This window comes from Caulobacter sp. SRI_008, from assembly GCF_057586355.1.
Map to the genome: position 1 here is coordinate 137,999 of NZ_JBYCZS010000012.1, position 16,872 is coordinate 154,870.

Genomic DNA, 16,872 nt, shown 5'->3' on the forward strand with positions numbered 1-16,872 from the left:
ATGAGGCGTCGATCCGCCGCCCCGATACGAAGCCCGATACGAAGCCCAGTACGAAGAAAGCGCAAAACACCGGTCTTGGCCCCTCAACCTCGCCTTAAGGTCTCGTACGCCATAGTCGAGTCTCAGGAGCCCCATCAGCCCATGAGCGACCAGGTCCATTACGAGCTATTCGTGCGCCGCAAGGTCGGCGCGCAATGGACTCTGGACATGGCCACCGAGGTCCGCAGCCACGCCCTGGCCCAGGCCGAGGAGGTTCTGAACTCGGGGCGCGCCGTCGCCGTGCGGGTCTCGAAAGAGACCCTGGACCCCGAAACCCGCGAATATCGCTCCATCTCGATCTTCACCAAGGGCATGGTCGACGGCGGCAAGCCGAAGAAGCCCGTGGAGGAGATGGAGCCGCTGTGCGTTCAGCCGGCCGACCTCTACACGGCCCACGCCCGCGACCGCATCGGCCGCCTGCTGGAAAGCTGGCTGCACCGCCACAAGGCCACGCCCTTCGAACTGCTGCACCGGCCCGACCTGGTCGAGAAGCTGGAAGCCTCCGGCACCGACCTGCAGCACGCCCTGCAGAAGATCGCCATTCCCGAGGCCGAGGCCCGGGGCATGTCGGTCCACGAACTGATCCGCAATTTCCAGGGTCTGGTCGAGCGCTCGGTCGCCAACCTGATGAAGGCCTTCAAGAAGGGCCAGCTGCCGGACCTCGACAAGGAAGGCTTCGCGAAAGCCGCCGAGCGCCTGGCCGCCGATCCGGACCGCGCCTTCCTGCTGGGGGCCGGCGTCGCCGCCTCGATCGCCCCGGCCAAGGACTGGAGCGAGAAGATCGCCCGCCTGCTCGACCTGGCCGACGCCGCGCCGGCCGAGCCCAAGGCCCGCGCCGCCGCCCTGGCCGCCATCGAGACCCCTCTGGCCGAGATCATCGGCTCCAAAGCCGGCATGGCCGACCTGCTCAACACCGCCGACGACCTGGGCGCCACCCTGGCCGCCATGACCCGCCTCGCAGGCGGGGCGCAGGTCGAGGCGCTGATCCGGATCGAGGCCAGCGTCCGGGCCTGCATGCCCGAGCTGTCCGGCACGGCCAAGCGCCTGGGCCAGTGGCTGACCGGAGACACCTTTCCCACCGTCCGCGCCTCGATCGCCCGCCGGGTGCTCAAGGAGCTGAACGGCGTGCGCCGCCTGAAGCCGACCGACGCCGAGAGCGAGATCGAGCACCTGCGGGCCCTGGCCATGGGCCTGACGGCCGCCGCCGGCCGCATCCTGCCGGCCGAAGACATCACCGCGGCCTTCACCACCCGCTCCAAGACCCTGCTCAACGGCGACTTCATCGAAAGCCTGCTGGGCCGCGACCGCTCGGCGCGCGAAGAGATCGTCATGCTGATCCGCCTGGCCGAGAACGTCATGGGCGCGGTCAACAAGCGCCACGCCGCCCGCTGGCTGTCGGCCAACATCCAGGCGATGCGCTTCGAGAAGGAGATGCGCCAGGGTCCCGATACCCCGTCGGTGAAGCTGGCCGCCCTGGCGGCGCTGCAGAAGTCGCTGATCCGTTCGGGCCTGGTGCCCGAGGACTACCAGCCGCTGTGCGCCAAGCTGGGCGAGGTGGGCGGCATGGTCGAGGCCGACGCCCGCCTGCTGTCGCTGCTGGTCCGCGCGCCCGCGCCCCTGCCCCAGCGCCTGGCCCTGCTGGCGCGCCTGGCCACCGGCGAGGCCGGCCCCACCGGCCCGGTCGCCGACCGCGCCCGCATCGAGGCCCTGAAACTGGCCCGCGCCCCCGAAGCGCGCGAGGCCCTGGCGGCGAGTCCGGAGACGCTGGACCTGCTCAAGGGCCTGGTGCAGCAGCAACAGGCGGCCTGACCCGGAATGAACCTCTCCCATGGGGAGAGGGAGGGGCCCGCGCCGCAGGCGTGGGAGGGTGAGGGGGTACGCCCTCACCGGATAATCCCGAAAATCTCGCGGAGACGACGGCGCGCAACCGGCCGCCGTTCCTAACCCCTCACCCTCCCAGGCTTCGCCTGGGCCCCTCCCTCTCCCTCTGGGAGAGGTGTTTATGGGAGCTTGACCGACGGACGCTGGCGGCCAATCTGTCGCCCCTTTCGCGACCGGTCCGGAACTCGTCATGGCCTTCATCAGCATCGTCTATCCGGCCCGCGACGGCGCGCGCTTCGACCACGACTATTACGCCCGCACCCACATCCGCATGGTGCGCGAGGCGCTGACCGAGACCGGCCTGCTGGACGCCCGGGTCTATCGCGGGGTGTCGGCCCTGGACGGCGGCCCGGCGCCGTTCGTGGCGATGGCGCACCTGACCTTCCGCGACGAGGCCGCCATGCGCGCCTGCCTGGACAGCCCGGCCGCGCCCGGACTGCACGCCGACGTCGCCAATTTCACCGACATCGCGCCCGTCATCGAGATCTACGCGGCGGGCTGAGGGCCAACCTGTGAGACCCTCTCCCATGGGGAGAGGTTTCTAAAGCGACAGCGCCCGCGCCAGCGCTTCGACCACGCGGTCGACGTCGCCGTCGTCCATGGTCGGATAGAGCGGCAGGGTCAGGCAGCGGTCATACCAGGCGTCGGCGCCGGGCAGATCAGCTTGGCCATACCGGTTCACATAGTAGGGCTGGCGGTGCACGGGGATGTAGTGGACCTGGCTGCCGATCCCCTGCGCCTTCAGGGATTCCACCACCGCGGCGCGGGTGGTCATGGCCGCCTCGAAATCGATCAGCACGGTCAGCAGGTGCAGGGCCGGGTTCGACCCGGTCGGACTGGCGGCCAGGGTCACCAGCGGCGACAGCGGGACCAGCAGCTGGGCGTAGCGGGCCGTCAGGGTCCGCCGACGCTCGACGAAGCGGTCCAGCTTGGCCAGCTGCGAGAGGCCCAGGGCGCAGAGCACGTCGGGGATGCGGTAGTTGAAGCCCAGCTCCGGCATCTCGTAGACCCAGGGCTCGGCGCCCGCCGGGCGGACCATGCCGTGGCCGCGCAGGGAACGGGCGCGCGCCGCCAGGGCCGCGTCGTTCGTGGTCAGCATGCCGCCCTCGCCGGTGGCCAGGGTCTTGACCGGATGGAACGAGAAGCTGGCGAAGGCCGAATAGGCGCCGTCGCCGACCGGGTGCTCTTCGTTACCGAAGGTCGCGGTCGAGCCCAGGGCGTGCGGCGCGTCCTCGACCAGCACCGCGCCGGCGGCGCTGGCCATGGCCTTCAGCGCCGGCAGGTCGCAGACGTCGCCGCGCAGATGCACCGGCAGCACGGCGCGCACGCGGCGGTCGCCCACCCGCGAGAGGGCGTCGGCCAGGGTGTCGGGGGTCATCAGGCCGCTGGCCGAATCGACGTCGGCGAACACCACCTCGGCCCCGACATAGCGGGCGCAGTTGGCCGTCGCCAGGAAGGTCACCGACGGGGCGATGCAGACGTCGCCCTCGCCGACACCGAGCGCCAGCATGGCCAGGTGCAGGGTGGCGGTGCCGTTGGCCGTGGCGATGGCGTGCTGCGCCCCGACCTTCTGCTTGAACGCCGTCTCGAAGGCCTCGACCGTCGGGCCCGTGGTCAGGAAGTCGGCCCGCAGGGCGGCGGCGACGGCGGCGACGTCGTCGTCCTCAATGGTCTGGCGACCATAGGGGAGGAACGGCTGGGCCATCAGCCCGCCTTTTCCTCCAGCATGGCGAGCAGCCCGTCGGCGCTCAGCCAGTCGTGGTTGTTGTCGCTGCTGTAGGAGAAGTCCTCCGCGACCGGCTTGGCCCCATCGGCCGCCGAATAGGGGACGCGGCCGAACTCGGCGAAGTTGGGCTCGATGGCGAAGCGGTCGTCGAACTCGACGGTCGAGCGCGAGTCGTCGGCGCTGATCATGATCTCGTGCAGCTTCTCGCCGGGGCGGATGCCGATGACCTTGATCCCCGCCGTCGGCGACATGGCCTTCACCAGATCAGGCATGGCCATCGACGGGATCTTCGGCACGAAGATCTCGCCGCCGCGCATCAGGTTCAGCGACGACAGCACGAAGTCGACGCCCTCGGTCAGGGTGATCCAGAAGCGGGTCATACGCGGATCGGTGATCGGCAGCTCGGTCGCGCCCTGGGCCAGCAGCCGGCGATAGAGCGGCACCACGCTGCCGCGCGAGCCCACCACGTTGCCGTAGCGGACCACCGCGAAGCGGGTGCCGATGTCGCCCGACAGGTTGTTGGCCGCCACGAAGGTCTTGTCCGAGGCCAGCTTGGTGGCGCCATAGAGGTTGGTCGGGTTGCAGGCCTTGTCGGTCGACAGGGCGATCACCTGCTTCACGCCGTTGTTGAGGCTGGCCCAGACCACGTTCTCGGCGCCCAGCACGTTGGTGTGGATGCATTCGGACGGGTTGTACTCGGCGGCCGGCACCTGCTTCAGCGCCGCGGCGTGGATGACGATGTCGACCCCGCGCAGGGCCAGGGTCAGGCGTTCGCGGTCGCGGACGTCGCCCAGGAAGAAGCGCAGCTTGGCGAAGGCGGCCTCGTCGAACTGCTCGCGCAGCTCCAGCTGCATGTCGCTCTGCTTCAGCTCGTCGCGGGAATAGATGATGACCTTCCGCGGGTCCGACAGCCTGAGCACCGTCTCGATGAACCGGCGACCGAACGATCCCGTACCGCCGGTGACCAGGATCACCTTGCCGTCGAGGTCGAGGGTTTGCGGTGAAAAGCGTCCCAAGATCAGCCTCCTCGCGCCCGCCGCGCGCGCAAACGACGCACGGGCAATCCAGGTTAACGCCGTTTGTGACGCACCAGACGTAAAGAGGACGTCAACCACGACGGGTTATGGGAAGTCCATGCGCCGCATCCTTGCCCTCCTCGCCGCCGTCCTGACGCTCGCCGGTCTCTCGGCCTCGCCCGCTCTCGCCAGCGGCCACGAGGCCAAGAAGGAGGCGCCGCCGACCTATTTCGCCCTGCCGACCATCACCGCCACGGCCATCCGCCGCGACGGCCGCAAGGGCGTGATGACGCTGGAGACCGGCATCGAGGCCAAGGACCCCAAGGTCATGGAATACGCCGTGGCCTCGACCCCGCGCCTGCGCGCGGCCTTCGCCCAGGTGCTGATGACCTACACCGCGGGCCTGCGCCGCGGCACGCCGCCCGACCTCGACTATATCGGCGCCGAGATGCAGAAGGCCGCCGACCGGGTGCTGGGCAAGAAGGGCGCGAAGGTGCTGCTCGGCTCGGCGATGGTGAACTAGACTTCCGGCGGAGCGGGTTTCGCCTTCCGCCGCGCCCGGAAAAACCCGCGCAGCAGGTCGGCGCTCTCCTGCGCCATGACTCCCCCCGTGACCTCCGGCCGCCAGTGACAGGTCGGCTGGGCGAAGAATTTCGGGCCGTGCACCACCGCCCCGCCCTTGGGATCGTCGGCGCCCCAGACCACGCGGCCGATGCGCGCGTGGCTGATCGCCCCGGCGCACATGGCGCAGGGCTCCAGGGTCACCACCAGGGTCAGGTCCGTCAGCCGGTAATTCTCGAGCCTCGCCGCCGCCGCCCGCATGGCGGCGATCTCGGCGTGGGCCGTGGGATCATGGGCGGCGATCGGACCATTGCCGGCCTTGGCGATCACCTCGCCCGTCCTCGGATCGAGGATCACCGCCCCCACCGGCGTCTCGCCCCGCTCGGCAGCCGCGCGGGCCTCCTCCAGGGCCAGGGCCATGGCGTCTTCGTCGGTGATGGGATGGGCCTCCGGCTGCTGGACTTGATCCTATGGCGGTTCGGCGCCATCACCACAAGCAGCCCATCGTGAGATGCGCCCCTCCCATCGAAGGAACACCGGTCATGACCGACAAGTACCAGCCCGCCCTGCACGACGCCGTCGAGCACGACACCGACGCCGAGGGCGGCGAGCGCGTCGCCAAGGCCCTGGCCCGCGCGGGCGTGGCCTCGCGGCGCGAGGTCGAGCGGCTGATCGAGGCCGGCAAGGTGGTGCTGAACGGCCAGGTGCTGACCACCCCGGCCGTGCGCGTGTTTCCCGGCGACCTGCTGGTCGTCGACGGCAAGCTGGTCGAGGACCGCCAGCAGACCCGCCTGTTCCGCTATCACAAGCCCACCGGCCTGGTGACCACCCACAACGATCCGGGCGGCCGTCCGACCGTGTTCGGCGCCCTGCCGCATGGCCTGCCGCGGCTGATCTCGGTCGGCCGTCTCGACCTGAACTCCGAAGGCCTGCTGCTGCTGACCAACGACGGCGAGCTGTCGCGCGCCCTGGAGATGCCGCAGAACGCCTGGACCCGCCGCTATCGCGCCCGCGCCTTCGGCCACGCCACCCAGGAGACGCTCGACAAGCTGAAGGACGGCAAGACCATCGAGGGCGTGCGCTACGGCCCGATCGAGGCCAAGCTCGACAAGGCCCAGGAAAAGGCCGGCGGCGGCCGCAACTGCTGGATCACGGTCACCCTGACCGAAGGCAAGAACCGCGAAGTCCGCAAGGTACTGGAGTCGGTGGGCCTGAAGGTCAACCGCCTGATCCGCCTGTCCTACGGTCCGTTCGCCCTGGGCACGCTGCTCACCGGCCAGGTCGAGGAGGTCGGCCCCCGGGTGATCCGCGAACTGCTCGAAGGCGTGATCTCCGAAGAGAACATGCCCACCGGCGACCGGCCGCAGTTCGTCGGCGTCGCCGATCCGCTCTACGCCCCGGGCGTCGCCAAGGACGGCGAGCGTCCGCGCGGCGGCGAGGTGCAGCGCCGCGCTCCCTCCGGCCGCGCCCCGCAGATCGCCACGCCCAAGGTCGAGGAGCCCAAGAAGGTCTACAAGGCAGGCTGGGCCAAGGCCAAGATCCGCACCGACGGCCACAAGGCCAAGACCCACAAGCCCAAGTCCCTGGAGACCAAGTTCGTCGACAAGGCCCCGCCGCGCGGCAAGCCGCCGGGTCCGCGCCCCGGCGCGGCCAAGGATGCGGCGGGCAAGGGTCCGGTCGGCAAGGGGCCTCTGAACAGAGGACCGGCCAGCAAGGCCGGCCCGGGCAAGCCCGCCCCCCAGGGCGCGGTGCGCGGGAACGTGACGGCGGCTCGCCCGACCGCCAAGCCCGCCGGCTTCAAGGGCCCGCGCCCGACCACCGGCGGCAAGCCGGCGCCGCGCAGTCCGAAGCGGTAGGCCTTCCTACCCCTTCTCAGCCAGCCGCGTGGCGAGGTTCCCCGTCCGCCGCACCACGGTGACCAGGGTCCCGACGGCGATCACCGCCAGGCCCAGGGACAGCACCTCGCCGCGCCCGCGCCATAGCGGCTCGAAGGCGGCGACGGCGCAGGCCGCCGTCAGCACCGCCATGCGCTGGGGCTTGGCCAGGGGTCCGGAGAAGTCGGCGGGGAAGCCGAGGCCCCGGCCGAGCTCGCGCACATAGGCCGTCAGCACCGCCAGCACGGCGGCGAGCCAGCCCAGGGCCGGGCCGCCCGAGAAGCCGGCCGTCATCGCCCCGTAGCCGGCCCCGGCCAGCAGCAGCACGTCGGCGATGCGGTCGGGCAGCTCGTTCCAGATCGGGCCGAACGGGCTGGAGCGCCCGTGCTCCACCGCCACCAGGCCGTCGAGCAGGTTGCAGACCAGCCGCAGCTGGATGCAGGCAGCCGCCACGACCAGGGCCGCGCCGCGCGGCCAGCCGTCCACCCCGCCGCTGGCCGCCAGCAGCGCCCCGCCCAGACCGGCGAAGGCCAGGCCCAGGCCCGAGATCGCGTCGGCCTTGATCCCCTTGCCGGCCACAGCCTTGGCCAGGCCCCGGGCCCAGGCGGTCTGGCGGCTCTTGAGCGGGCGGCGGTTGTCGAGGTCGGGCGCATCGGTCATCGGGCGGCTTTCCGGCGGGGCGTCGTTCCCGGAAGGACGACGGCGGCGGGAAGTTCCACGCCTCTGCGCAACTAGGCTATACCGAAGGTCGAGCCAGCGGGAGCGTCGATGGATTTCGCCGATTGGATAGGACGGGCGCAGGCCTTCCTGGCCGCCAAGCCGCCCGCCCTGCTGGCGGGCCTGGGCGGCGTGGTGATCCTGCTGGGCGTCGCCAGCGCCATCGCCGCCGTCCTGCCGCTGCTCAAGCCCGGCAAGTCGTTCGAGGAGCTGCGGCTGCGCATCGCCTCGTGGTGGGGGATGGTGGCCCTGCTGGCCGGGGCGCTGCTGCTGGGCTGGCAGGCGACCACCGCCGTCTTCGCCCTGATCTCGTTCCTGGCCCTGCGCGAGTTCCTGTCTCTCGCGGTCCGGCGGCGCGAGGACCGGCCGGCGATCCTGGCGGCCTATGGCTGCCTGATCGCGGCCTACGGCTTCATCGTCGCCGACCGCTACATGTTCTACATCGTGTTCATCCCGGTCTGGGTTTTCCTGGGCCTGCCCGCCCTGATGGCCCTGATCGGCCAGACGCGGGGCTATCTGGCCAGCGCCGCCACCTTCCACTGGGGCCTGGTCACCTGCGTCTACAATCTGGGGGTCGTGGCCTTCCTGATGCGGGTGCCCGACAGCGAGCCGCTGCCGGCCGGGGCGGCAGGCCTGGTGTTCTTCCTGCTGCTGGCCACCGAGTTCAACGACGTCGCCCAGTACTGCTGGGGCAAGCTGGTCGGCCGCCACAAGATCCTGCCCAAGGTCAGCCCGAACAAGACCTGGGAGGGCTTTATCGGCGGCTGGATCACCACCGCCGCCCTGATCTGGTTTCTCGGCCCGGTATTCACGCCGCTGTCGGGCCTGGGCCTGGCCATCGTCGCCTTCGTGCTGCCGGCGGCGGGTTTCGCCGGCGACGTGACCATGAGCGCCATCAAGCGCGACATCGGGGTCAAGGACACCTCGCACGCCATTCCCGGCCACGGCGGGGTGCTGGACCGCGCCGACAGCCTGACCTTCACCGCCCCGCTCTACTTCCACCTGCTGGCCCTGTTCGGCCTGCAGAAGTTCTGAACCAGCCGTGCGCTTCCTCCGTTTCCTCCTGCTCGTCCTCGTCGCCCGGCCGCTGGCGGTGCTGATGACGGGGGCCGACGTCACTGGTCGCGAGCGCCTGCCGCTGAAGGGTCCGGCGATCATCGCCGCCAACCACGCCAGCCATGTCGACACCCTGCTGATGCTGGCTGTCTTCCCGTCGCGGGCGGTGTCGAAGCTGCGGCCGGCGGCGGCGGCCGACTATTTCCTGCGCGATCCGGTGATCGGCTGGTTCTCGCGTCATGTGATCGGCATCGTGCCGGTGGCGCGCGGCAAGGCGGCCGACGGCGAGGACGTGCTGGCCCCGGCCCGCGCCGCCCTGGCCGCCGGCGAGATCGTGCTGATCTTCCCCGAGGGCACGCGGGGCGACGGCGAAAGCGACGAGATGGGCCAGCTGAAGAGCGGCGTCGCCCGCCTGGCCGAGGCCTTCCCGCAGGCGCCGGTGATCCCGGTGTGGATCCAGGGCGCCGGCCGGGTGCTGCCCAAGGGCGCCAGCGTGCCGGTGCCGCTGAACTGCGCGGTGCTGGTGGGCGAGCCGGTGGTCTGGACCGGCCGGCGCGGCGGCTTCATGGACGCCCTGCGCACGGCCATGCTGGCCCTGAAGGCCCAGGCCCCGCCGCTGCGCTGGGCTGACGAGCCTTAGGCCGTCACCACGCCCGCCCAGCGCGACAGCCGGGGCGTGCGGGCCACCAGTTCGGCCAGGCCGACATAGAGCGCCAGCATGCCGGCGGCGATCGGAACCACCTCCCAGCGGAAGGCGTGGGGCGCTTCGGGCGCCAGGGTCATCGGCTGCAGGAAAAGCAGGATGACGATGTTGTTGGCCGCGTGGGCGCCGATCGAGAACTCGATCCCGCCCAGCCGCAGCGTCGCCCAGGCCAGGCCGACGCCCAGCACCATGCGCACCAGGAAGGCGTCGGGATTGGGATCGAAGTGGATGGCCGAGAACAGCAGGCCGTTGATCGCCAGAACCAGCCAGGCGCGGTGGGTGAAGGCGCCCGAAAGCTTCAGCAGCCAGCCGCGGAACACCAACTCTTCGGCCGCCGCGGCGACCAGCAGCAGGCCGATCGCGCCCGCCGCATGCACAAACCGGCTGTCGAGATCCGGCGTCAGGGTCAGGATCGGCGCGGCCGGCGGATGCGGGTCGAGCTGGGCCAGACCCGCCAGCAACGGCCCCAGCGTCACGGTGAACAAGGCCAGCCCCAGCAGGGTCAGCCGCCAGCGGAAGCTCGGCGCGCTGGTCAGGTAGGACTTCAGGCGGCGCTCGTGCAGCATGGCGGCGACGGCGGCGAAAGCCGTGGCCATGCCGCCGTTGGTGGCGGCCAGCAGGCACAGGACGAACAGCAGGGTCTGCAGGCTGCCGGCGGCCGCCTTGGGATCGCGCAGCGATTCCACCAGGGCCATGGCCGTCTCGAAGCCGCCCGGCGCCAGACCGGCGAACAAGGCCATGACGAAGACCGCCCCGATGATCGCCGCCAGGGCCGCTGCGATCACGCCCACGGGCAGGGTCAGCAGCACGCGGCTGATGCGGCGGTCGGCCGGCGTCAGGTCGCCCAAGAAGGCCGATCCTCTCACGTCCTCGAACACGCCGCCGTCCCCTCGTACAACCCCTGCTCCTCGCTAGAGCGGCGCGAGGCGAAGGAAAAGGGTTTTCGCTCAATCGAGGCCCGCGACTTGCCGCCGCGCGGCTATGAAGGCACACATCCCGCAGTATTTAGGGGTGGTTTTATCCACGGGGGTTTCATGAGCAAGACGGCGAACACGGGCGGACACGAAGGCAGCGCGCCCCACCTGCATCGGCTGGTGCTGTTTTCGGATGCGGTCTTCGCGATCGCCATCACCCTGCTGGCCATCGAGATCCACCCGCCCGAGCACTGGAGCGGCATCGCCGACCTGTTCGGCCAGATGGGCCACAAGCTGTGGGCCTATGCGGTCAGCTTCGCGGTGATCGGCGTCTACTGGATCAGCCACCGGCGGATCTTCGCCCGGCTGCGGACGGCCAACGGCGTGCTCGACGTGCTCAATCTGGTCGTCCTGGGCTTGATCGGCCTGCTGCCCCTCGTCACCGAACTGCTGTGGGAGCACGGCGGCGCGGCCGCCATCGTCTATCTGGGCCTGGTGACGGCGATCGGCTTCGCCCTGGCCGCCCTCTGGGGCTATGCGGCCTTCGTCGGCGAACTGACCGGCCCGGTGCATCGGGGCGAGGCCCTGTTCACGCTGGCGCGGGTGGCGATCGCGCCCGGCCTGATGTGCGGCCTGATCTTCTTCGCCCTCAACCACGCCTGGGGCCTGGTCCTGCTGGCCCTGGCGCTAGGCGCCTTCATCGCCGGCGGCCGCTACATGCGCCGGCAGGCCGAGCAGGGCGTCGAGATCGACCAACCCGAAGAGGCCTCGGCCTGATGCGCATCGTCTCCGGCCAGTTCCGCGGCAAGGCCATCGCCACCCCGCCGGGCGACGCCACCCGTCCGACCTCGGACCGCGCCCGCCAGGCCGTGTTCAACATCCTCGAGCACGCCGCCTGGGCGCCGGAACTGCACGGGGCGCGGGTGATCGACGTCTTCGCCGGCTCGGGCGCCCTGGGTCTGGAAGCCCTCTCGCGCGGCGCCGTGAACTGCCTGTTCGTCGAGACCAACGAAGCCGCGCGCGGGGCCATCCGCCAGAACATCGACGCCTTCGGCCTGTTCGGCCAGACCCGCGTGCACCGCCGCGACGCCACCGACCTGGGCCTCCGCCCCGCCAGCGCCGGTGCGGCCTTCGACATCGCCTTCCTGGATCCGCCCTACGCCAAAGGCCTGGGCGAAAAGGCCCTGACCGAACTGGTCGCCGGCGGCTGGCTGGCCCCGGGCGCGATCGTGGTGTTCGAGCGCGGAGTGGGCGAACCGGACCCCGTGCTGGAAGCATTCGAGACCCTGGACGCCCGCGACTACGGCGCGGCGCGGGTGCTATTTTTGAGGCTGCTGTAGAGCGCTCACCCTATCCGCCCGTCATTCCCGCCCACGTGGCGGGAACCCCTGGTTCCGCCCACACGTGAGGCGCCAGCGGACTGCTTAGCAGTCCGCCCCATTCGCCCTTGCGGCTGACAGAGAGTTTCCCGCCACAAGGGCGGGAATGACGGGTTTGAGGTAGTGGCTCTAAGGCCGCTTGCCCGCCCAGACGAGGTAGCCGTACGCGTCGCGGCCGGCCGACTGGTATTCGCCCTGAGGGCCGTAGGCCGCCGCATAGCCGTAGCCGGAAGCGGGTCCGGCCTCGGCATAGCCGCTGGCGGCGCTGTCGTAGCGTTCGCGGCTGGACTCGTAGGACTCCTCGATGCGCGAATAGGCTGAGCCGCCGCGATAGGTTTCCTGACGGGCGACATCGCCGCGATAGCCGTCATCCCGATACCCGCCCTCTTGATAACCGGCGTCGTCGTGACGGCGGCTGTAGCGGTCGGGCGCGTATTCCGGCGACGAAGGGGGCGGCGGCAGGGCGGCGTGGTCTTCCACCCGCAGCGGCGGGCGGCCGTAACTCCAGCGGTCGAAGTCGCTCCAGCCGCGCTCGCCGTCGTCGCACTCCACCCGCTCCCAGCGATAGGCCCCGCCGGGACCGGTGACGCGGCGGGCGACGCATTCGCCGGGCCGGGTGTCGGGCGGCAGGATCTCAGGATCGACCGGCAGGCTGGCGTGGTCGGGCGGACCGCCGGCCAGGCCGCGATCATGGGCCAGGGCCGGGGCGGCCAAGGCGAGGCCGGCGACGATCAGCAGCGGGGCGAAGCGGAAAGCATGGCGCATGGGGGAACACTCCAGGCCCGTTAATAAATCAGACCCGGGCGAGGCGCGCCCGCTCTTTCGCGCTCGGCGCGAGCTTGGCCGTTGATCACAGGGGGATCGAAGGCGGGATCGAAGGCGGCTTTTCCCGCCGCCCGTCCTCGCCTAGGATCGCATTCAAACAATCGTTCGAGGCAGGCATCATGGCGATCGAGGCGGTGATCTGGGATTTCGGCGGGGTGTTCACCACCTCGCCCTTCGAAGCCTTCCGCCGCTACGAGGCGCGCAACGACCTGCCGACCGACTTCCTGCGCGGGGTCAACGCCGTCGATCCCAACACCAACGCCTGGGCGCGGTTCGAGCGGGCCGAGATCGACGCGGCCGCCTTCGACGCCCTGTTCCTGGAAGAGTCCACGCGGCTGGGCCACGCCGTGCCGGGGGCCGACGTGCTGCCGCTGCTGTCGGGCGAGGTGCGGCCGGGGATGGTGGCGGCGCTGAAGGCCTGCAAGGCCCGCTTCAAGGTCGGCTGCATCACCAACAACGTGCCCGGCGCCGGCCACGGGACAGGCATGGCCTCGTCGCCGGAGAAGGCCGCGGCGGTGAGCGAAATCCTGTCGCTGTTCGACGCCCTGATCGAGAGCTCCAAGGCCGGGGTGCGCAAGCCCGATCCGCGCATCTACCGGATGATGTGCGAGCTGCTCGATGTCGCGCCCGAGGCCTGCGTCTATCTCGACGACCTGGGGGTCAACTGCAAGCCGGCGGCCGCCCTGGGCATGATCGCCATCAAGGTGACGAGCGAAGAGCAGGCCCTTGCCGAGCTTGCGGCGGCGACCGGATTGGCGTTCTGAAGAAGGCTTACGTTTTCGGAGCCGCCCGCATGACCGCCCCCGCCAAGATCGGCGCCGCCGCCGCCCTCGCCCAACTCCAAGGCTGGACCGCCGCCAGCGGCAAGGACGCCATCGAGAAGACCTTCAAGTTCGCCGACTTCAACGCCGCCTTCGGCTTCATGACCCGCGTGGCCATCGAGGCCGACAAGCGCGACCATCACCCCGAGTGGTTCAACGTCTACAACCGCGTCGAGGTGACCCTGACCACCCACGACTGCGACGGGGTGAGCGAACGCGACGTGCAGTTGGCGAAGTTCATGGACGCGATCGCGGGCTAAGGCCCCTTCCCCTCCTCCCGCATCCGGTTCAAACTATCGTTTGAATTTCAGGGAGGACGCCGAATGGCGCAGACCACGGGCCGGGTCGCCGGCAAGAAGGCCTTCATCACCGGCGCGGCCCAGGGGCTGGGCGCGGCGGCGGCGCGCAAGCTCGCCTCGGAGGGCGCCAAGGTCGCCCTGGCCGACATCAATGTCGATGGCGCCAAGGCCGTGGCGGCCGAGATCAACGCGGCGCACGGCGCCGGCACGGCCTTCGCCTACGCCCTGGACGTCACCCAGGAAGACCAGTGGATCGCGGCCCTGGAAGCGGCGGCGAACGACCTGGGCGGGATCTCGGTGCTGGTCAACAACGCCGGGGTGGCCGGCGACAAGCCGCTGGAGCAGATGGAGTTCGACCTCTGGAAGAAGATCATGTCGATCAATGTCGACAGCGTCTTCCTGGGGGCCAAGCACGCCCTGACCCACATGCGCGCCCACCAGCCGGGCTCGATCGTCAACATCAGCTCGATCGCCGGCCTGATCGCCAACCACAACTCGCCGGCCTACAACGCCTCCAAGGCCGGGGTCTGGCTGCTGAGCAAGAACATCGCCCTCTACTGCGCCAAGCAGGGGCTCGACATCCGCTCGAACTCGATCCACCCGACCTTCATCGACACCCCGATCCTGGATCCGCTGAGCCAGCGCATCGGCAAGGAAGAGGCCCACGCCAAGCTCGGCCGGCAGATCCCGCTGGGCCACATTGGCGAGCCCGACGACATCGCCAACGCCGTGCTCTACCTGGCCAGCGACGAGAGCAAGTTCATGACCGGCGCCGAGCTGAAGCTCGACGGGGGGATCTCGGCGATGTGAGCCATCTCCCTTCTCCCCTTGCGGGAGAAGGTGTCGGCGAAGCCGACGGATGAGGGGTCTCTCAGACGCAAAACGCCGCGAAAGCTGATCGGCTTTCGCGGCGTTTCTGTTCGTGCAACCCCTCACCCCACCTCCTTCGGAGGCCACCCTCTCCCGCAAGGGGAGAGGGGCTTAGCGCGGCGCTCGCTTCGCGAGGATCCGTTGCAGGGTGCGGCGGTGCATGTTGAGGCGGCGGGCCGTCTCGGAGACGTTGTGGCCGCACATCTCGTAGACCCGCTGGATGTGCTCCCAGCGCACGCGGTCGGCGCTCATCGGGTTTTCCGGCGGGGCGGGCGCGGCGTCCTTGGCGGCCAGCAGGGCGCGGGCCACGTCATCGGCGTCGGCCGGCTTGGAGAGATAGTCGACCACCCCGGCCTTCACCGCCGCCACCGCGGTGGCGATGTTGCCGTAGCCGGTCAGCATGATGACCTTGGCGTCGGCCCGGGCGTCGCGCACGGCCTCGACCACCTTGAGGCCCGAGCCGTCCTCGAGCCGCATGTCCAGCACCGCATGGGCCGGGGCGTTGCTCTTCAGCGTGCTCATCGCCTCGGCCACCGAGGCGCAAAGCGTCACCTCGAAGCCGCGTTGTTCCAAAGCTCGACCGAGCCGCGTTCTCAGCGGCGCATCGTCGTCGAGCAGAAGCAGGGACTTGTCCGGCAGCGCCGCGACCAGTTCACCGATATCCGCCATGAACTCAGCGCCTCCCCGCGCCAATACTCAACCGGGTGTCGTGCACCATCATGTGTACGACTTGCAAAACTTCGCAAGTCTTTCGTCATTAAACGCCGATGAAGCCAGGAGCCTCCATCGCCGGGCGCGGCCACCGTGCGGCCACCACCGCGCCGCCTCGTCGTCCATTTCTGAAATCCACCGCCGCCCCTGTTCGTTCCAACAGGGTCTTGGCGATGAAGAAGCCCAGGCCCATGCCGATGTGGCCGGTCCTGGAGCCCTCCGCCCCAGGACGTGACGTTACGTAAGGTTCGCCTAGTTTGGCCAGTACTTCCGGAGAAAAACCCGGACCGTCGTCGCGAACCTCGATCAGGATTGAGCGGGGGTCGAAGCGGGCCACGACGATCACCTCCGAACGGGCGAAGTCGACGGCGTTCTCGACGATCGATGTCAGGGCGTGGATCACCTCGGCCCGCCGCCAGACGTCGGGCGCGGATTCGCCGGAGGGACCGTTGACCACCGCCTCGACCCGCACGCCGTGGATCATGTGCGGCTCGATGATCTCGTGCACCAGCTGGGTCAGGCTCATGCGCTCGTGGACGGCGTCCTGGGCCTCGGGCATCTCGGTCAGGCGCTGCAGGATCTCGCGGCAGCGGGCCGCCTGGCCGATCAGCAGTTCGGCGTCCTCGCGGGTCTGCTCGTCGGGGGCGCCACGGGCCATCTCGCGGGCGACGACCGAGATGGTGGCGAGCGGCGTGCCCAGTTCGTGCGCCGCGGCGGCCGCCAGGGCGCCCAGGGCCGAGAGCCTTTGTTCGCGGGCCAGCACGGTCTCGGTGACGTTGAGGGCCAGCTCCATGCGGGCCGACTCCGTCGCCGCCTGCCAGGCGTAAAGGCCGGTGATGACGATGCCCACCACCCGGGCGGCGACGATGGCGAAGACCACCACGCCCTCGGGCCGGGGCGTGGCCGGCACGCCCGCGGCCGACGGCAGCGGCATGTAGAGGAAGGCCAGCACGATGCTGACGATGACCGCCAGCACGCCCAGGCCCAGGGCGTAGCGCGCCGGCAGGGTGGCCGCCGCCAGGGTGACGGGCGCGATCAGCAGCAGGGAGAACGGATTGAACACCCCGCCGGTCAGATAGAGCATGCCGGCCAGCTGCAGGATGTCGAAGGCGATCTGGGCGGTGGCCTCGACGTCGCGAGCCATGCGCTGGCCGGTAGAGGCCAGGCCGATCAGCACGTTCAACCACGCCGAGAGCGCGATCAGCGAGAAGCACAGCGCGTAGGGCACCTGGACGTCGAGGACGAGCCCGCAGAACAGCACCGTCACCGATTGACCCGCCACGGTCAGCCAGCGTTGGGCGAGCAGGGTTCGCACCCGGAGGCGGCCGCGACGGAGCCCGGGGCCCGCCCACGACCAGTCGTCGCTGTCTTGCGCCGCTCCGCCGTCGGGCCTATCGAGCCCGTCGTGGGATGTTTTCTTCGGCGCGTCCCTGAACGAAGCGTCGGCCATGTCGCCACATTAAGGCCAGAAATTTCGATC

General features: G+C 70.2%; 19 protein-coding genes. 11 read left to right on the top strand and 8 right to left on the bottom strand.

The window, feature by feature from the left end:
- The first annotated feature begins 141 nt into the window (after window positions 1-141).
- Together AC2YHT_RS12865 and AC2YHT_RS12870 are read left to right on the top strand one after the other, a co-directional pair.
- Window positions 142-1,848 (top strand): hypothetical protein, encoded by a 1,707-nt coding sequence (locus tag AC2YHT_RS12865; RefSeq protein WP_487290185.1) that lies wholly within the window; start codon window positions 142-144, stop codon window positions 1,846-1,848.
- 262 nt (window positions 1,849-2,110) lie between these two features.
- Complete coding sequence (locus tag AC2YHT_RS12870) at window positions 2,111-2,422, top strand: EthD family reductase (RefSeq protein WP_487290186.1); 312 nt, start codon at window positions 2,111-2,113, stop codon at window positions 2,420-2,422.
- Between the two features lie 39 nt (window positions 2,423-2,461).
- Here the strand turns inward: AC2YHT_RS12870 and pseC are convergent, their stop codons facing one another.
- Together pseC and pseB are read right to left on the bottom strand one after the other, a co-directional pair.
- Window positions 2,462-3,625, bottom strand: coding sequence for a UDP-4-amino-4,6-dideoxy-N-acetyl-beta-L-altrosamine transaminase (pseC, locus tag AC2YHT_RS12875; protein ID WP_487290187.1), 1,164 nt, complete (start codon window positions 3,623-3,625; stop codon window positions 2,462-2,464).
- The gene (pseB, locus tag AC2YHT_RS12880) at window positions 3,625-4,662 is read right to left on the bottom strand and encodes a UDP-N-acetylglucosamine 4,6-dehydratase (inverting) (RefSeq protein ID WP_487290188.1); all 1,038 of its coding nucleotides are present in this window, start codon (window positions 4,660-4,662) and stop codon (window positions 3,625-3,627) included. Before pseB ends, pseC begins: the two co-directional genes overlap by 1 nt.
- A 118-nt stretch (window positions 4,663-4,780) precedes the next feature.
- Here pseB and AC2YHT_RS12885 point away from each other — a divergent pair, with 118 nt between their 5' ends.
- Window positions 4,781-5,185, top strand: coding sequence for a hypothetical protein (locus AC2YHT_RS12885; protein WP_487290189.1), 405 nt, complete (start codon window positions 4,781-4,783; stop codon window positions 5,183-5,185).
- Here AC2YHT_RS12885 and AC2YHT_RS12890 read toward each other — a convergent pair.
- On the bottom strand, window positions 5,182-5,643 hold the full coding sequence (locus AC2YHT_RS12890) for a nucleoside deaminase (RefSeq protein WP_487290190.1): 462 nt from the start codon (window positions 5,641-5,643) through the stop codon (window positions 5,182-5,184). The two genes, AC2YHT_RS12885 and AC2YHT_RS12890, sit on opposite strands and share 4 nt — an antisense overlap.
- A gap of 122 nt (window positions 5,644-5,765) precedes the next feature.
- On the opposite strand from AC2YHT_RS12890, the gene AC2YHT_RS12895 reads away from it, so the two are divergent.
- Window positions 5,766-7,079, top strand: coding sequence for a pseudouridine synthase (locus tag AC2YHT_RS12895; RefSeq protein ID WP_487290191.1), 1,314 nt, complete (start codon window positions 5,766-5,768; stop codon window positions 7,077-7,079).
- Window positions 7,080-7,085: 6 nt separating this feature from the next.
- On the opposite strand, the gene AC2YHT_RS12900 is transcribed toward AC2YHT_RS12895, so the two are convergent.
- The gene (locus tag AC2YHT_RS12900) at window positions 7,086-7,757 is read right to left on the bottom strand and encodes a CDP-alcohol phosphatidyltransferase family protein (RefSeq protein WP_487290192.1); all 672 of its coding nucleotides are present in this window, start codon (window positions 7,755-7,757) and stop codon (window positions 7,086-7,088) included.
- 108 nt (window positions 7,758-7,865) lie between these two features.
- On the opposite strand from AC2YHT_RS12900, the gene AC2YHT_RS12905 reads away from it, so the two are divergent.
- Both AC2YHT_RS12905 and AC2YHT_RS12910 read left to right on the top strand, forming a co-directional pair.
- Window positions 7,866-8,849 carry a phosphatidate cytidylyltransferase gene (locus tag AC2YHT_RS12905; RefSeq protein WP_487290193.1) on the top strand — a complete coding sequence of 328 codons (984 nt, stop codon included), beginning with the start codon at window positions 7,866-7,868 and terminating at the stop codon, window positions 8,847-8,849.
- 7 nt (window positions 8,850-8,856) lie between these two features.
- On the top strand, window positions 8,857-9,510 hold the full coding sequence (locus tag AC2YHT_RS12910; protein ID WP_487290194.1) for a lysophospholipid acyltransferase family protein: 654 nt from the start codon (window positions 8,857-8,859) through the stop codon (window positions 9,508-9,510).
- Here the strand turns inward: AC2YHT_RS12910 and AC2YHT_RS12915 are convergent.
- A complete protein-coding gene (locus tag AC2YHT_RS12915) occupies window positions 9,507-10,451 on the bottom strand; it encodes a CPBP family intramembrane glutamic endopeptidase (protein ID WP_487290195.1) in 945 nt (314 codons plus the stop codon). The two genes, AC2YHT_RS12910 and AC2YHT_RS12915, sit on opposite strands and share 4 nt — an antisense overlap.
- A gap of 156 nt (window positions 10,452-10,607) precedes the next feature.
- Here AC2YHT_RS12915 and AC2YHT_RS12920 point away from each other — a divergent pair, with 156 nt between their 5' ends.
- Both AC2YHT_RS12920 and rsmD read left to right on the top strand, forming a co-directional pair.
- Window positions 10,608-11,264: a TMEM175 family protein gene (locus AC2YHT_RS12920; RefSeq protein WP_487290196.1), complete on the top strand. Its 657-nt coding sequence runs from the start codon at window positions 10,608-10,610 to the stop codon at window positions 11,262-11,264.
- Entirely contained in the window at window positions 11,264-11,827 is a 564-nt protein-coding gene (gene rsmD / locus AC2YHT_RS12925) for a 16S rRNA (guanine(966)-N(2))-methyltransferase RsmD (protein WP_487290197.1), read from the top strand. The genes AC2YHT_RS12920 and rsmD overlap by 1 nt, the downstream gene beginning before the upstream one ends.
- Window positions 11,828-11,995: 168 nt before the next feature.
- On the opposite strand, the gene AC2YHT_RS12930 is transcribed toward rsmD, so the two are convergent.
- Window positions 11,996-12,631 carry a hypothetical protein gene (locus AC2YHT_RS12930; RefSeq protein ID WP_487290198.1) on the bottom strand — a complete coding sequence of 212 codons (636 nt, stop codon included), beginning with the start codon at window positions 12,629-12,631 and terminating at the stop codon, window positions 11,996-11,998.
- A 179-nt stretch (window positions 12,632-12,810) separates the two neighbouring features.
- Here AC2YHT_RS12930 and AC2YHT_RS12935 point away from each other — a divergent pair, with 179 nt between their 5' ends.
- The 3 genes from AC2YHT_RS12935 (at window position 12,811) to AC2YHT_RS12945 (ending at window position 14,621) form a co-directional block, all read left to right on the top strand.
- Window positions 12,811-13,455, top strand: a complete 645-nt coding sequence (locus AC2YHT_RS12935) for an HAD-IA family hydrolase (RefSeq protein WP_487290199.1) — start codon at window positions 12,811-12,813, stop codon at window positions 13,453-13,455.
- Window positions 13,456-13,484: 29 nt separating this feature from the next.
- Complete coding sequence (locus tag AC2YHT_RS12940) at window positions 13,485-13,772, top strand: 4a-hydroxytetrahydrobiopterin dehydratase (protein ID WP_487290200.1); 288 nt, start codon at window positions 13,485-13,487, stop codon at window positions 13,770-13,772.
- 63 nt (window positions 13,773-13,835) lie between these two features.
- The gene (locus tag AC2YHT_RS12945; protein WP_487290201.1) at window positions 13,836-14,621 is read left to right on the top strand and encodes an SDR family oxidoreductase; all 786 of its coding nucleotides are present in this window, start codon (window positions 13,836-13,838) and stop codon (window positions 14,619-14,621) included.
- A 171-nt stretch (window positions 14,622-14,792) separates the two neighbouring features.
- On the opposite strand, the gene spdR is transcribed toward AC2YHT_RS12945, so the two are convergent.
- Window positions 14,793-15,350: a stationary phase response regulator transcription factor SpdR gene (gene spdR / locus AC2YHT_RS12950; protein ID WP_110120159.1), complete on the bottom strand. Its 558-nt coding sequence runs from the start codon at window positions 15,348-15,350 to the stop codon at window positions 14,793-14,795.
- 88 nt (window positions 15,351-15,438) lie between these two features.
- Window positions 15,439-16,842, bottom strand: coding sequence for an ActS/PrrB/RegB family redox-sensitive histidine kinase (locus tag AC2YHT_RS12955; protein ID WP_487290202.1), 1,404 nt, complete (start codon window positions 16,840-16,842; stop codon window positions 15,439-15,441).
- Window positions 16,843-16,872 lie beyond the last annotated feature (30 nt).